General features: G+C 65.7%; 9 protein-coding genes. 5 read left to right on the top strand and 4 right to left on the bottom strand.

Annotated features, from left to right (window positions below; genetic code table 11):
- Window positions 1-32: 32 nt before the first annotated feature.
- From VN461_15925 to VN461_15910, 4 genes are all read right to left on the bottom strand, one after another.
- The gene (locus tag VN461_15925; protein ID HXB56268.1) at window positions 33-1,514 is read right to left on the bottom strand and encodes a rhamnulokinase family protein; all 1,482 of its coding nucleotides are present in this window, start codon (window positions 1,512-1,514) and stop codon (window positions 33-35) included.
- Window positions 1,515-1,522: 8 nt separating this feature from the next.
- A complete protein-coding gene (rhaI, locus tag VN461_15920; GenBank protein ID HXB56267.1) occupies window positions 1,523-2,815 on the bottom strand; it encodes an L-rhamnose catabolism isomerase in 1,293 nt (430 codons plus the stop codon).
- A gap of 109 nt (window positions 2,816-2,924) precedes the next feature.
- Window positions 2,925-5,012 carry a bifunctional rhamnulose-1-phosphate aldolase/short-chain dehydrogenase gene (locus VN461_15915; protein ID HXB56266.1) on the bottom strand — a complete coding sequence of 696 codons (2,088 nt, stop codon included), beginning with the start codon at window positions 5,010-5,012 and terminating at the stop codon, window positions 2,925-2,927.
- A 514-nt stretch (window positions 5,013-5,526) separates the two neighbouring features.
- The gene (locus tag VN461_15910) at window positions 5,527-6,957 is read right to left on the bottom strand and encodes a PLP-dependent aminotransferase family protein (GenBank protein ID HXB56265.1); all 1,431 of its coding nucleotides are present in this window, start codon (window positions 6,955-6,957) and stop codon (window positions 5,527-5,529) included.
- A gap of 94 nt (window positions 6,958-7,051) precedes the next feature.
- Between VN461_15910 and VN461_15905 the strand changes: the two genes are divergently transcribed.
- From VN461_15905 to VN461_15885, 5 genes are all read left to right on the top strand, one after another.
- Entirely contained in the window at window positions 7,052-7,660 is a 609-nt protein-coding gene (locus VN461_15905; GenBank protein HXB56264.1) for a hypothetical protein, read from the top strand.
- A 37-nt stretch (window positions 7,661-7,697) separates the two neighbouring features.
- Window positions 7,698-9,782, top strand: coding sequence for a Sapep family Mn(2+)-dependent dipeptidase (locus VN461_15900; GenBank protein HXB56263.1), 2,085 nt, complete (start codon window positions 7,698-7,700; stop codon window positions 9,780-9,782).
- 23 nt (window positions 9,783-9,805) lie between these two features.
- Window positions 9,806-10,351, top strand: coding sequence for a hypothetical protein (locus VN461_15895; GenBank protein ID HXB56262.1), 546 nt, complete (start codon window positions 9,806-9,808; stop codon window positions 10,349-10,351).
- A 207-nt stretch (window positions 10,352-10,558) separates the two neighbouring features.
- Entirely contained in the window at window positions 10,559-11,488 is a 930-nt protein-coding gene (locus VN461_15890; protein ID HXB56261.1) for a hypothetical protein, read from the top strand.
- 476 nt (window positions 11,489-11,964) lie between these two features.
- A complete protein-coding gene (locus tag VN461_15885) occupies window positions 11,965-15,408 on the top strand; it encodes a family 16 glycosylhydrolase (protein ID HXB56260.1) in 3,444 nt (1,147 codons plus the stop codon).
- Window positions 15,409-15,896: the final 488 nt, after the last annotated feature.

Genomic DNA, 15,896 nt, shown 5'->3' with positions numbered 1-15,896 from the left:
CCGTAGCGAGGCCAAGCGGCGGCTCAGGTCGCTCATCGCGCTTCGATCTCGGGGTAGCGCCTGGCCGCCTCCGCCCACGCGTCACCCCGCCGGGGTGTGAACCGTCGCGGCCGGACAGAGTCTTTGAGCAGACGTCGGGCGTCGGCCAGCGAGGGTAGCTCCCCGCACGAGATCGCCTGCACCAGGAGATTCCCGGCCGCGCTGGCCTCGACGGGGCCCACGAGCACGGGCCGCCCGGCGGCATCGGCGGTAGCCTGGTTCAGGTACGAGTTGAGGGCTCCCCCACCGACGACGTGGATGCCGGGCACCTCTTGCCCGGTCAGGGCCTCGAGGGTGGCGAGCACGGAGGCGTACCTCAACGCGAGCGAATCGAGGATCACCTTCGTTAGCAGCACGGGATCGTCAACAGCCGGCTGGCCGGTCTCGATCAGGCTCGCGCGAAGCTCTGCGGTCATGCTGGGCGGATTGAAAAACCGGGGGTGATCTGGGTAGACCAGGCCGGCGAGCCCGCTGACGGCATCGACCCGTTCCAGCAGCTCTTCATGGTCGTGGGCGTGGCCAGCCGCCTCCCATTCCCGGCGGCACGCTTCCAGGATCCAGAGGCCCATCACGTTCTTGAGAAACCGTACAGTCCCGAACGCCCCCACCTCGTTCGTGAAGTTGGCGCGGGCGACGGCCTCGCTAACGAGAGGGACCTTGCGCTCGATGCCTATCAACGACCAAGTGCCCGACGAGATATATGCCCAGCCGGGCTCGAGGGGCGTTCCCGCCACCGCGCTGGCGGTGTCGTGGGTGGCGGGCGCGATGACCCGCATCGCGCCCACGCCGAGCTCTCTCTGGTGCCCGCGTGACAGCGTCCCCAGCTCCGTCCCCGCCGCCACTACTTCGGGCATCAGCGCCAGAGGGAGCCCGAGACGCTCGAAGAGCGTCCCTTCCCATCGCCCCTCATGCACGTCGAGCAGCTGCGTGGTCGAGGCGTTGGTGTGCTCGCTCACCAGCGAGCCGCAGAGCGCGTGGTGGCAAAGGTCGGGAATCAAGAGCAGACGACACGCTCCCGCCGGCAGGCCCTCGCGAGTGTGCGCGATGAGCTGGTAGAGCGTGTTGAAGACGAGGAACTGGACGCCGGTGCGCGCGAAGATCTCCGCGCGCGACACTCGCGCGCCCACCTCGCCCATGATCCCGTCGGTGCGCTCGTCCCGATAGCTGATGGGATCCTCGAGCAGCCGTCCCTCCGCATCGAGGAGACCGTAGTCGACGCCCCACGAGTCGACGCCGATCGACTCGAGCCGGCCGCCGAGCTCCGTCGCGACCGCCCGCCCGCGCCGGATCCCGTCCCGGATGCCCTCGACCAAACGATCGAAGTCCCAGCGCAGATGGCGGGCGATCCGTCGCGGCGGGTAGTGGAAGCGGTGTGTCTCGTGGAGTATGAGGCCCGAGGCGTCGACGCGCCCGAGGACGGCCCGGCCGCTGCCGGCGCCGAGGTCGATCGCGAGATGAAGCGCGGCGGCATCCACGACGGTGGTCAGACGATTCCCGCCCCGAGCCGCGCTGCGGCGGGCCGCGCCTGGGCCGCCCGCTGCCGATACCCGCTGACCCGGTAGACGCCCAGCGGGTCGATCGCACCACCCGCCCGGTGACGGGCCATGGCGAGGATGGGTTCTACGTCAGTGGTGAAGGCCCGCTTGAGCGACTGGAGCGCCAGGAGGGCGTCGTTTGCATCCTGGTGGGCGGCGAGCTGCTCGCGATCGACGAGGTGCGCCTGCACGTAGGCCCGCACCAGCTCGGCGGCGCTGGTCATGAGCGACTCGACGGGATCGGTAACGTTGTGGGACTGGTCCAGCATGTAGGCGGGGTTCAAACCCGGCACTCGGGACAGCTCGGCGTCGACCAGCTCGTTGAAGATCAGGAAGAGCTGGAAGGGCTTGATGGAGCCGGAGTCGAGGTCGTCGTCCCCGTACTTGCTGTCGTTAAAGTGGAAGCCGCCGAGCTTTCCGAACTGGATGAGTCGGGCCACGATCATCTCGATGTTGACGTTGGGCGCGTGGTGGCCAAGGTCGACGAGCGAGAAGGCCCGCTCTCCCAGCTCCCGGGCGCAGTAGTAGCTGGTGCCCCAGTCGTTGATGACGGTCGAATAGAACGCCGGCTCGTACAGCTTGTGCTCGATGAACAGACGCCAACCGTCGGGCAGGGCGCGATAAATGTCGCGCATGCTGTCGAGGTATCGCTCGAGGGCCTTGCGCAGGTGCATCTGGCCCGGGAAGTTACCCCCGTCGCCGATCCACACGGTATGCGAGCGGGCGCCGAGCTTTTCCCCCAGCTCGAGGCACTCGAGGTTGTGCTCGATCGCCTGGCGCCGGACGGCGGGATCGGTGTGGCTCAAGCTGCCGAACTTGTAGGAGCGGGCCTGGTCGGCTTGGTCCTCGAAGGTATTGGAGTTCATCGAGTCAAAGAACAGCCCGCGCGCCTCGGCGAAGGATCGCAGTTGGGCCGGGTTCTCCGGCCGGTCCCACGGAATGTGCAGCGAGATGCCTGGTGTCGAGCGTACGAGCTTGAAGATGACCTGACAGTCCTCGATCTTCTCGAAGACGTTGCGCGGCTCGCCGGGGCCGGGGAACCGCGCGAACCGCGTGCCCCCCGTGCCTACCCCCCACGACGGGACGGCGACCCGAAAAGCCATTGCTCGCTGCATTAGCTTCTCGATGTCGGCGCCGCGCCGCGCGAGCTGCCGCCCGAGGTGTTCGTAGTCTTCCTCCAGCCACTCGAGCCGCTTCCGGTTCTCCGCGGCGATGCGCTCGTCGGTCAGCTCAAACTCCATAAGACCTCCGCCGCTGAGCTGGGCGTTCGCGACGCGCCCCCTGGACCCACCGATGGCTAGCCGCGAATGAATCGCGCTTCGCTCGCAGCGGTTGCTCTCCTATCCGTTGCTATCGCGTGAAGGCGGTCACGTTGCCGGCATCCACGTTAACGATGTTTCCCGTCGACTTAGAGGACCGGTCCGACGCGAAGAAGGCCACCGCCTCCGCCACGTCCTCCGGCAGGACGCTGCGCTTCAACAGGCTGCGCTGCCGGTAGAACTCCTCGACCTGATCATCCTCGATTCGGTTGCTGGCCGCCCGTTCCGCCCGCCAGCTCCCACTCCAGATGCGCGACCCGCGGATGACGGCGTCGGGATTCACAACGTTGACGCGGATCCCGTGCTCCGCGCCCTCGAGGGCTAGACAGCGCGCGAGGTGCAGCTCCGCCGCCTTGGCCGTGCAGTACGCCGCCGCTCCCGTCGAGGCAACGAGCGCGTTCTTGCTCCCAACGAAGACGATGGAGCCGCCCCGGCCCTGGCGCTTCATGAGCGAGTAGCCCTCGCGGGCGACCAGGAAGTACCCGGTGGCGAGGACGTCCATATTGCGCTGCCAGGTCGCGAGCGACGTTTCGTCCACCGGTGCGGCCGACGCGATGCCCGCGTTCGAGACTAGGATGTCGAGCCCGCCGAACTCCCGGGCCGCCAGGGAGAACCATGCGCGCACGGCAGCCTCGCTGATCACGTCGCCCAGCGCCCCCCGCACGCGGTCCGCCCCGTGCGCCCGCTCCAGCTCGCTCACCGCGTGCTCGAGCGCGGCAGGATCGATGTCGGTCAGGACCACGCAGGCGCCATCCCCCAAGAGCCTCCGGGCGATCGCCCCCCCTATACCCCCCGCACCGCCGGTGACGAGCGCGACGCGGCCTTCCAGCTCCTTTGGCTTCCGAAGGAGCTGGAGCTTGGCCTCCTCGAGCGACCAGTACTCGATGTCAAAAGCGTCCTGCTCGGAGATGGGCTGGTAGGTGTCGACCCCCTCCGCCCAACGTATGACGTTGATCGTATTCACCATGTACTCGGCAGCGACGCGCGCCGTCGACTTGTCCTTCTGGAACGCCAACAGGCCGACACCCGGCACGAGCACCAGGACGGGGTACGGATCGCGGATCGCCGGGGAGTCGCCCCGCCGGCAACGCTCGTAATAAGCCGTGTACTCGTCGCGATAGCGCGCGATGAGCGCATCGAGACGGGGCAGCAGATCGGAGAGCGTGTCGCGGCCCGGTGCAAACGGGACGAACAGGGGGCGGATCTTGGTGCGGAGAAAATGGTCCGGGCAGGTCGTCCCCCTCGCGGCAAGCTCCTCGCCGCGGGCGCTGCCCACGAACTCGAGCACCGCCGGCGAATCGACGTAGTGCATCACCTTGCTGCCAAGCGGGCTGAGCTTTCCGCGCAGCACCGGCGCGAGCTCGCCGACGAGAGCGTGCCGCTCGGCTTCGGGGAGGGACGGCGCCACGGGCGGGCCGAACGGATCGCTTCGCGCGTGCGCGGTCAGCCAGTCGGCGGCCTGCTGGATGATGCGCAGCGTCGTTTGGTAGCACTCCTTGGAGGTCCCGGCCCACGTCACGAGTCCATGGCTGCCGAGGACGAGACCAACGACCTGCGTTCCATCGCCCGCAGCGCCGATCTTGAGCCCGAGGTCGAAGCCGGGCCTCTGCCAGGGCACCCAGCCTATTTCGTCGCCGAAAATCTTACGAGTCAGCGTCTCGCCGTTATGGGCGGCGGCGATCGCGATGATCGCGTCCGCATGCATGTGATCCACGTGGCGTTGCCGGACGAAGCAATGGACCGGCGTGTCGATGCTGGTCGCGCGCGGGTTCAGCGCGAACGTGCAGTGCGGGAAGTAGTTGACCATCTCCTCTTCGTGCTCGCGCCCCCCATAACGAGCCTTCAGCGCCAGCAACTTCTCGAGATAGAGGGTGGCGAACCCGTCGAGCTTCATGCTGCCGAGGTCGCCCCCGGAGCCCTTGACCCACAGCACTTCGACCTGGGCGGCCGTGAGCGGGTCCGACATCATGACCTTGGCCGACGTGTTGCCCCCGCCATAGTTCGTAATGCGGAGATCCGACCCGAGCAGGTTCGAGCGGTAGCGCAGGAGCTCGGGCTCGGAGAGCCCGCGGCAATCGTCGTCGTTCCACTTGTCGGGGAGGTGTTCCGTCCGGCGCAGGGCGCTGGGCGTCGTTTGGCTCAAGGATTTCGTGCCTTTCGGGCTGCCCTCGGCGGGCCGATCATATCAAATCCCGGTCTGAGGACCTGCGGCTCGGCGTGGATCGTGGTCAACAACCGCTACCAACCGAAAGGAAGCGTGATTGCACGCCCCCGGCGGGCCCGATCCTGACCATCGTGTCGGGCTGTCGGAGCGTGAGCTTCCCACCGAACTGGACCGCTCCCCCCAAAGCTTCCTCTGAGCGGCCGCACCTCATGGACGACTCCGTCTGTCAGGCCGTGGGGTACTTCGGGCACGGTGGCCCATACCGGGTTGTCCAGGCCCTCCCCGGCGTGTTCAGACTCGGCCCAGGATGATGCTGAACCTGCAAATGGTCCAGGAGATGTCTGGGTATCCAGTACTCCTTAACCCAACCAGAGGACTTCCCGGTCTTGCGCTCCTCGCTAGCCGCTTTTTCTTTACGAGGCGACGCCAGATGCGGAGCGGGTGAGCCCCCCGTGACTCAACCGGAGCCCTACAGTACCTCGGCAAGGCGGCGCACGCCCTCACGAATCTCCGCCTCTCGCAGACGCGGGTAGCCAAGCAGGATTCCGGGTCGGGCCGGTCGCCTCAGAAAGTAGCGGCTGATCCCGTAGACTCCGACTCCGCGCACGGCAGCGCCGGCGATCGCGGCCTCTTCTGATACACGCTCCTTGGGCCAGAGCACGACGTGGGCGCCCGCGCCATCGCCGGTGACCTCGATCCGGTCACCCATATGCTGCTGAAGGGCCTCAAGCAGAGCGTGACGGATGGCGGCGTTCCGCCGTCGAACGCGCCGTAAGTGCCGCTCGTACATTCCGGTGCTAATGAATTCCGCCAGGGTTTCCTGCTCCAGCGTTGCCGTATGACGATCGCACAGCCACTTGGCCGCGGTGAAGGCCGGGAGCAGGCATTTCGGCAGGATCAAGTAGCCGAGGCGAAGAGCGGAAAAGATCGTTCGTGAGAACGTCCCGACATAGACGACGCGCCCCTCAGTGTCTAAACCCTGCAGGGACTCCAATGGCTTCGTCTGGTAGCGGAACTCACCGTCGTAGTCATCTTCGACGATCACAGCGTTCCGGCGCTTGGCCCATTGGAGGAGCCCCTGCCGCCGCGCCAGCGGAAGGATCGCGCCGGTTGGAAACTGGTGGGATGGTGTGACGAAGGCAATCCGCGCATTGTCGGACAATGACGCCGGGTCCAGCCCGTCCCGGTCGACCGCGATCGGGTGCAAACGAGCCCGGGCGGCGCGCAGCACCTCCCTCGTGCCCTGATAGCTGGGATCCTCGATGACGACTCCATCGCCCGGCTCGATCAGCACGCGGGCAATCAGATCCAACGCTTGCTGCGAACCATTCACGACGATCACCTGCGAGGGATCGCACGCCACGGCGCGAGAGCGTCGGAGATGGGCGGTTATTGCTTCGCGCAGCGCTTCGCTCCCTCCCGCCGGGCCGTAATCGAGCTCGCGGATCCGGGTCTGGCGGGCACGTCGACGCAGTATCCCCCGCCACGCTTCGAACGGGAAAGACTCCACGTCGCTGAGCCCGTACGCAAAGTCGTAGGGAAGCGGCGACGTGCGTGGTTCTGGGAAGCCCTGTTTCCGGCCCATGGCCGCCGTGATGGAGCCGAAGCGCGACAGCCGCAGTTGCGCGGGCTTCCCCGAGCGCGCGGAACGGGCAATGGACAGCCCTGTCGGCACATACGTCCCCGAACCCCTACGGCCAAGGACGAATCCCTCGGCCAGCAGTTGCTCGTAGGCGAGCACTACCACGGTGCGCGAGATTCCGAGCTGCTCGGCGAGATCGCGCGTGGAGGGAAGGCGATCGCCCGCCCGGAACGTACCGGCGAGGATGGCTTGCCGCAGTCCGGAGTAGACCTGGCGGAAGAGCGGCTCGCCCTTCGAGAGTGGTATTACCAGCTGCATTAGAAGTGGACCTTCGGAAATACCATATGCGCGACGTATGCTCGCGCAGGCTCGGTCGGACCTCAAGCCGGGGGGGCCGCGGAGAAAGGAAACGATGCCCAAAAGAGAAAGCGCTGCCGTCTGCTGGCTCGTCGCCGTCACGACCTTAGTCGGGCCGTCGGGGCTGGCGGCCCAGACGGCCGGGGCCCCGACGAAGGCGGGAGCACACGCGAGCGGCACCCAACGCGACGGCCAGCACGACTTCGACCCCCTGGTCGGCACCTGGAAGGCCAAGCTGAAGCGTCTCGTGCATCCCCTGTCCGGCTCCACCACCTGGATCGATTTCGAGGGCACTCAGATCACGCGGAGCGTGTGGGGGGGCCGCGCCACCCTGGATGAATTCCATGTCGACAGCCCGTCGACCAATACCCACATCGACGGCCTGACGTTGCGTCTCTACAACCCTGAGTCGCGTCAATGGCATATTTACTGGGCCAACGCAAGGAAGGGCACCCTGGATTTTCCGCCCGTGGTCGGCGAATTCAACAACGGACGCGGCGAGTTCTACGACCAGGAGTACTTCGAGGGCCGCTCGATCTTCGTTCGTTATGTGTGGTCCGATATCACGGCCACCACGGCTCGGTTCGAGCAATCGTTCTCGGACGACGGAGGCAAGACCTGGGAAGCGAACTGGATCTCCACCATCGAACGGGTGAAGGAATAACTCGGGAGCGGTCAGGGCCACTGGGCGGATGATCGCAGTGCGCATTTCCACAACTGCCCTTCTCTTGGTGACGTCCTTGCCGGCCCGAGGCGCGCAAGCGACGTCTGCGGACGACGTGCGGCGGATTTTTCACCGGGACCATGCGGTCCGGCTCGTGCCGCTGCTCGTCGAAGCAATCCGCTTTCCCACCGTCGAGGGTGACGCGAGCGCGTTCGGCGACCAGAAGAAATGGCTCGGTGGGGTCGGCCGCGAGCTCGGGTTCGAGGTCCACGACGCGGGCCCGGTGACGGAAGTCGACCTCCCCGGCCCCCCGGGGGCTCCCGTGCTGGGCCTCGTGGTCCACGGCGACGTCCAGCCGGTCTCCGAAGCCGAGTGGAGCGTCCCCCCGTTTGCGGGCATCGAGAAGGACGGGTTCATCTGGGGGCGGGGATCCGCCGACGACAAGGGCCCGCTGGTACAGGCTCTCCTCGCTATGCGGTCGCTTCGCGACAGCGGCCTGCCGCGGACGCACACAATCCGCCTGCTGGTAGGGAGCGACGAGGAGAGCAGCAACAAGGACATGAAGACCTACCTCGAGGGGCATCGCGCTCCGGACCTGTCCTTGGTGCTCGATTCTGCATTTCCCGTGGTGGTCGGCGAAAAGGCCTGGAACGCGCTCACCGTGACCGCGGACCCCCCGCTCACGGTTCGGCCCGGCCCGGAGCGGCCGTGGGAGATTGCTTCCCTCGAAGCCGGCATATCCACGAGCATCGTTCCCAGCCGGGCCGTGGCAACCCTCCGCTGGCGACCGGCCTCGCTCGAAGGGCTTCGGGAAGCGGTCGCGGGCCTGGCGGGGGAGCCCTCGGAGGGCACCAGCCTCCAGACGGTAGTGGATGGTCGGCAGGTGACGGTGGTCGCCCACGGTCGGGCCGCGCACGCAGGGCTCAATCTCGAACGCGGCGCCAACGCGCTCCTCCTGCTCGCACGGTCCCTCTCCGGAAAGGTGGCTCGCTCCGGGGCGGCGGACTTACTGGACTTCGCGGCGATGGCAGGGGCGGATCTGTACGGCACCGGTCTAGGCCTGACCGACGCCGATCCGATCTGGGGACGATATGCCGTCAACGTCGCCACGATCAAGGGCACGGACGGGGGCAAGCTCGCTCTGACCATCAACCTGCGCCGCCCTCCCCCGCTCACGGGTCCGGGCCTCCGCGCGCGCCTCGAGTCTCTCGTGGCTGAGTTCAACGCGACGCACGACGCGCATCTCGCGCCGTCAGGCTTCTTTGACGACGAGCCGTTCTCGATCGACCCGGACTCCGAGATCGTGCGGCGGCTACTCGCCGCGTATGACCGGGTGACGGGTGAAGACGCGAGACCCGCGATCTCCGGGGGGAGCACCTATGCCAAGCGGATGCCGCACGCGATCGCCTTCGGCATGTGGCTGCCCGGCAAGCCCTATCCCGGCCACGACGCCGACGAGCGGATCAGCGTGGTTGATCTCCTGAGTGGAACGGACGTCCTGATCGAGGCTCTCGTGGATTTGGCCACAAGTCCTCGGGCTCTGCCACCGGCGGGCGCCGATTCGCAACCCTCGAGGCTCACCTTCGACTCTCGCAACTTTATTTTCGTGCGCCTCAGCACGGCACACTCCTCGGCGCTCTATGGCGGCTATTCCTTCGGCGCCTGGGGAGCCTTCGCAGGACTGGTGCGAAACCCGCGCAACGGCTATCACGAATGGATCGGTGGAGCCTTGACGGGGATCGTCTGGCGCGAGCAGGCGGTGAGTATCGCGCTCGCTTTAGCGGATGCTTCCGATGGGAGATACGGGCAACTCTACTTCGTGCCCAGCCTGAGGACGGGCTCCCTGTCCCTTTCCGGAACGGTCGAGCTCTACGAACCCCTGGGAGGTTCGGGCGTTCGCCAGCTCTACCTGGACCCGGTGAGGCTCCTCCGGCGAATGGGGCCGCGCTGGGACCTTGGAGTGGCCTACAGCCTGGGCGTTTCCGCCGGGGCCGCACCCCAGCACCGGATTGGGCCCGCGCTCCAGGTGGCGTGCGGAGGGGGGTCGCTCAGGGTCGAGCTTCTGCATGACTTCCGCCGTTCGTCCAACGACGTTCGAGCAACCTACCAGGCGAGCTTCTAACCCCGTCCTGGGAAAGGGAACCCATGGTCACAGGCTCCGTCCTCGCATTCGCTCTCTTGCTCGGCCCCACCCCGACTGACCGTGACGGGCAGCACGATTTCGATTTCGAGTTCGGCACCTGGAAGACGCGCCTGTCGCGCCTGCTGCATCCCTTGACCGGTTCCAAGACCTGGGTCGAGTACGAGGGCACGACCGTGGTGCGCAGCGTCTGGAACGGCCGCGCCAATCTGGCGGAACTCGTAGCCGACGGTCCGGCCGGTCATTTTGAGGGTCTGAGTCTGCGACTCTACAATCCCGACGCCCACCAATGGAGCCTCAATTTCTCCAACATCCGCGCGGGCACGCTGAGCCAGCCCGTGATCGGCGACTTTAGGAACGGTCGCGGCGAGTTTTTCGACCAGGAGATGCTGGACGGCCGGGCCATTTATGTTCGTTTCGTGATTGCCGCCATCACGCCGGAGTCGTACCGCTTCGAGCAGGCGTTCTCCGCCGACGGCGGCAAGACTTGGGAAGTGAACTGGGTCGCGACGGACACCCGCGTCAGGGAAGAGCCTGCCCAGACGCGCTGACGCCAGCTGCCCGTAACCCCGAGCCTCCGAGAGTCCCAAACCAGCACTCGCGTTTGTAGCCCTTGACCCCGGCGTTCGGTGTCTCCCTCCCAGGTCCGTGACGCCTTTTGGCCCAAGACGCTGGACCTTGCCGCACTCGCCGTCCCAGGGGAGCCAAACTCCGACGAACCCTCTCGATCCTGTGGCTAGTCGACTAGGATGGGGCGGATGGCCACCCCTAGTGTCGACGTCGAGACTGAGATAGACCGGCTCTATCAGCTCTCCCTCGCCGAGTTCATAGCGGCCCGGAACGCTCTCGCGGCCAAGTTGAAAGCGGGGGGAGACAAGGACAATGCGGCTCGCGTGCGGGAACTCGGTCGACCCAACGTCACCGCGTGGGCCGCAAACCTTGCCTACTGGAGGGCACGGCCCGAGTTCGATGCGCTGACGGCGTCCACGCGACGCCTTCAGAGCGCTCAAGCCGAGGGAGCCACGGGCATGGCACTGCGCGAGGCGATGAAGGAGCGTCGCGAAGCCCAGGCTGCGCTTATGGAGCGTGCGAAGTCTCTTCTCGTCACCGCGGGCCACGGAGCGAGTCAGGACACCCTGCGGCGAGTGTCGGGCACCTTTGAAGCGCTCGCCGCGGAGTCGACCCATACCGACGGTGTTCGCGCCCATCCGGGCCGCCTGATCCGTGACCTCGAGCCGCCGGGGTTCGAGGCGATCACGCAATTGGCGCACGATCCCCCTTCCGGGCTGAGGCCCGATCCTGGCCCGTCGGTCCAGGCCCCCGCGGAGGCCGACAGCGCCTCCCGAACGAACCTTTCACGGGCGGCCGAACGAACGAACGAGACTCGAATAGAGCCCTTGGAGCATGCCCGTGCCGAGTCGGCCGAGGCAGAAAGGCGGCTCGAGCGCGCACGACGGGAAGCCCGCGAGGCGGCCGGCGCCCGGTCGGTCGCCGAGAAGCGGGCGCAGGGGGCACGCGATGAGCTGGACGAGGTCACCCGCCGCTTCAATCGTGCCCAAGAACGGGTAGGGATTACCGCTGCCGACGCGGCGGCCGCGCGTGAGGAAGCGGAGCGGAAAGCAGCCGCCCTTGAGCAAGCTGAGGCGGCGCGGGATGCCGCCCGTCGCTCCCTACGCGATCTAGAGTAAGCCGCATCCATGCGCAGGTGAGCCGATGAACTGTTTTCAGGCGTGAGGCAAGGACCCCAGCGAGACCCTCCACTTCGTGCTCCCCGGGGTTCGACGTCTGCTCAGTGTCAGTAAGCCCTGGCAAGAGATCCACTTACCGTCAGGTGGATCGCAGAGTTGTCTCACGGACGGTCGGTTGTAGAGGGCGGCCAACTATCCGACCCTGCCTGCCGCCCCGAGTCGTGCGCAATTTCCACCCTTGACCGCCAGCCTAGAAAGGAGGTAGTTCTATCCCTCCAAAGTCGGCAAGCCACGGCGACGGTTCGACGGGGTCCAGACCGCATGGCTGGCGGAGGGTTGGAGTCAAGGCCGAGACTTCTCCCCTTTGAGTTCGCTCGAGTGTTCGTGCTCTCCCCAACGACCCGCCGCAACTTGCTGATTGCCAAGAGATAGTGTTGTAGGAATCTGCATTTGCCAATTGCACAGGGAGAAGATCAGTGAAAACCAACACTTCGGGCCTCAAGGTGACCCTCGCCCTGCGTTTCCTCATAGGCTTATTGGTTTACCCGTCGGCCGCTGTCGGTCCCGCCCTGGCGGCCAGCCTCCCTGTGGTGGACGATTTTGAAAACGGGCTCCCGGCCGGGAGAGACGCCAACAACCTCCCCATCGGGTTCTATACCTTCAATGATGGAAACGCAGGAACCACGGTAGCGATCTCAACCACAGCCGCGCCCCCCGCACCTGTCCCCGGCGCCGGCGTTCCCAACCATGTGCTCAAACTGGACGTGAACGTCGTCTCCTACGCAGGCGTCGTCCACGCATTCGAGAACGCCGCCGTCAACACATGGGTCAGTCAAGACTGGAGCGCCTACGAGGGGATTTCCTTCTGGTTGTACGGCAACAACAGCGGAACGACTCTCTTCGTTGACGTGCTCGACAACCGCAACCCCGGTTCAACGAAGGATGATGCCGAGCGCTGGTCGATCGACGTTCCCGATAGCTTCAGCGGTTGGCAGCAGATCAAGATTCCCTTCGCCTCCATGCATCGCAAGGAAATTGGCAACGGCGCCCCCAATGACGGTTTTGGACTGACCGAGGTTCATGGCTGGGCCCTGGGTGCGGTCACGACCGCGGGTCCACAGACTTACTACGTGGACAACGTCATGCTCTACGGTGTCGCGCCGGTTCGCCCGCTCACGGTCGGATTCACCGCCATCGACTACGACGTCACCGAAGGGGCGACGGCCACAATCACGGCGAAGCTCAGCAAGCCCTCCAACAGCTCGGTGACGGTTGACTACGCCACCACTATCGGTTCCGCGATTCCAAACCGCGACTACACGCCGGTCAAGGGATCCCTGACCTTCCCACCCAACAGCACGCAACAGTCCTTCACGGTACAGACAATCGACAATCAGAAGTTCAAGGGTGTACGCGGCGCCCTCGTGGAACTCTCGAATCCGACGAGCGGCCTCACTCTGGGCGTGCCCGCCATTACCAGGCTCGCCGTCCAGGAAGATGAGACCTTTGACCCCAACCTGCTCGACGACTTCGAGACCTACCCCTATTTCTGGCGGGCGGACAAGAAGGCGGTCCTGTCCAACCCGGAAATTGCGGCCGGCGACCCCCTGGCCCTGCCCGGTCAGGGTGCCTATGAGCACGTGCTCGAGGCCAAGCGGAAGCACGGCGATGGCGGATACGAGTTCAAGCGAGCCTTCCCGATTGGGCAGGACTGGAGCGACAAGGACGGACTCAGCTTCTGGTTCTACGGTCGGAGCAGCCATCGAGAGGTCAAGGTCAAGCTCACCAACCGCACGACCAGCGACGAGTCGCCGGAGCTGAAGCTCGTCTGGCATGACGAGTTCAATGACGAATTGGGGACTCCCGTCAACCCCAGGCGATGGGGCCAGGAGGTTGGCGACGGCACCGTCAACGGCATTCCCGGCTGGGGCAACAGTGAGTTGGAGTACTACACCGGCGGCGCGAACAATGTCGCCACCGATGGCGAGGGCCACCTGCAGATCACGATCAACAAAGCCGACGGCTCCCTTATGTGCTACTACGGACCGTGCCTGTACACCTCGGCCCGATTGTTGACCAAGGACCGTTTTGAAGCAGCCTATGGCCGTCTCGAAGCGCGCATCAGGGTGCCGAAGGGCTCTGGCTTGTGGCCGGCATTCTGGATGCTCGGCACGAATATCGACCAGGTCGGCTGGCCACAGAGCGGCGAGATTGACATCATGGAAAACGTCGGCCGCCTGCCCACGCAGGTGTTCGGGACCCTGCACGGTCCGGGATACTCGGGCGGGCAGAGCTACGGCAAGACCCTCGACCTGGGCGTGCCGGTTGCAGACGACTACCACGTCTTTGCCGTCGATTGGCAGCCGGATAAGGTCGTCTGGTCCGTCGACGGCGCCCCGTACTTCACCGCCACCCCGACCGATGCATTCCTGCAGGGTAAGCAATGGGTCTTCAACCATCCTTTCTACGTGCTGATGAACGTGGCGGTCGGGGGCAACTTTGGCGGGCCGGTGGGGCCGGACGCCACCTTCCCTCAGACCATGTCGGTTGACTATGTGCGCCTCTACCAAGCCGAACCCAGGCTGGCCACCTTCGACGCCTCGTTCCGCGACGATTTCTCAGGCTGGAAGCGGATCAGCATTCCGTTTTCGGCGTTCGGGAGCTCGAATGAAGAGGGAGACTGGGGTGGGGAGGGGCAACAAGAGGGCGAGGGGGAGGGGGCGCAAGAAGGGCCAGGGCAAGCGCAAGTGCTGGACCTCTCCGCCGTGCAATCCATGGGCTTCCGGGTCCCCGAGGACATGGATCATCCGGTGCTCGTGGACCAGATTCGCCTGAACGCTCCGCATGATCTGACCGTCACGAACACGGCCGACGGCGGCGCAGGATCGTTGCGAAAGGCGCTGGGCAGCCTGGCCGTCGATGGCACCATCCACTTCTCCCCCGCGCTCGCGGGGCAGACGATCACGCTGCTCTCCGGCCCGCTGACCCTCGCTAAGAACGTGACCATCGACGGCTCGGCGGCCTCCGGTCTCAGCATTAGTGGGAACCACACCGATCGAGTGTTCATCGTCAATTCGGGCACGAGCGCGACGCTGCACAATCTGACCGTTGCCGACGGCTACGGCTGGCAACTCGCGGGGGGCATTCTCAACAACGGCTCCCTGACCCTGGACCATGTCGTGGTTACCGGGAACACGATGGCCACGAACGCCGGAATGTTTTGGCAGGGTGGCGGCGGCATTTACAGCGGAGATGGGGCGACCCTCAACCTGATCGACAGCACCGTGGCGAACAATCAAGCCCGCTGGGACGGCGGCGGCCTCTTCTCGTTCTTCAACACGACCACCACCATCGTGCGGAGCACAATTAGCGGCAATGTGTCCAACGATGTGGGGGGCGGTTTCCGCTCGCTGGGCAGCGTCCAGATCATCAACAGCACCTTCAGCGGCAATACGTCAACCGGCTGGCACGGGGGGGCAATCTTCCATACCGACGGGGCGATGGAGATTGCGAGCTCCACCATCGCCAACAACATCGGGCCGAGCTTCGCCCCGTCGACAATCTTCATCGGATCCTTCAACGCCGCGGTACCCAGCCTGAAACTAACGAATACGATCATCAGTGGCAACCAGTGGTACGCCTGTGAGCAGCACGCGGCGGGGACCGTCCAGCTGACCTCGGGTGGCCATAACCTGGTTCAGGACGGCAGCTGCAGCCCCTTGTCGAGCGACCTCATCATCAGTGATGCCAAGATCGGCCCCTTGGCCAACAACGGGGGCCCGACCCTGACCCACGCTCTGCTCCCGGGCAGCCCCGCGATCGACGCCGGGGACGACGCGGCCTGCCCGGCGACGGACCAGCGCGGCGTCACGCGCCCCCAGGGCCCTCATTGCGACATTGGATCCTATGAAGCCCCTTGACCTGAGCTGAGCTCGCTTGTCTGATCCGACGCGCGGCCATTAGGAGAACCCGTCCTCGCTGACTACGAGTGGTGCCGAGGTTCCGAGAGGATCCTTCGTTAGCCTGGCCGCATGTCGCTCACAGACGGGGGGTTCCGCGTTCGGATCAGAGTGGCGCCGCCTCCTTTGTGGTCGGTGACGGGCGTTCCCCTTGGCCGGACGCGTGGGCAAAGCGGCAGCCAAGACCCAAGAGCCACGGCTGATTCAAGAAGCTGGATGGTGGGCCGGAGGAGCCCGCCCTCAAAACCGGGGTTCATTGCCGTATACTCTCTACCCGGTCGCTTCCCAAATCGACACATGAAAGGAAGGCCATGAGGGCTCTGCTCGGTTCGTGCCTCGCCGCTGCTATCCTCGCGTGCTTTTTGACACCGTCCGCGACATACGGCCAGGCGGCGCCGCCCCCGGCGCCTCCCGGAGCCGAGGCGTCCAAGCCAAAGACCCTCTCCGAT

Source organism: Vicinamibacteria bacterium, from assembly GCA_035570235.1.
GTDB lineage: Bacteria > Acidobacteriota > Vicinamibacteria > Fen-336 > Fen-336 > DATMML01.
This window is presented reverse-complemented; position numbering and strand designations above follow the sequence as displayed.

Bases quoted from the DNA above. Each gene is read 5' to 3' on its own strand.
- VN461_15905 (HXB56264.1), top strand. From the start codon at position 7,052: ATGCCCAAAAGAGAAAGCGCTGCCGTCTGCTGGCTCGTCGCCGTCACG.
- rhaI (HXB56267.1), bottom strand. From the start codon at position 2,815: ATGGAGTTTGAGCTGACCGACGAGCGCATCGCCGCGGAGAACCGGAAG.
- VN461_15910 (HXB56265.1), bottom strand. From the start codon at position 6,957: ATGCAGCTGGTAATACCACTCTCGAAGGGCGAGCCGCTCTTCCGCCAG.
- VN461_15890 (HXB56261.1), top strand. From the start codon at position 10,559: ATGGCCACCCCTAGTGTCGACGTCGAGACTGAGATAGACCGGCTCTAT.
- VN461_15895 (HXB56262.1), top strand. From the start codon at position 9,806: ATGGTCACAGGCTCCGTCCTCGCATTCGCTCTCTTGCTCGGCCCCACC.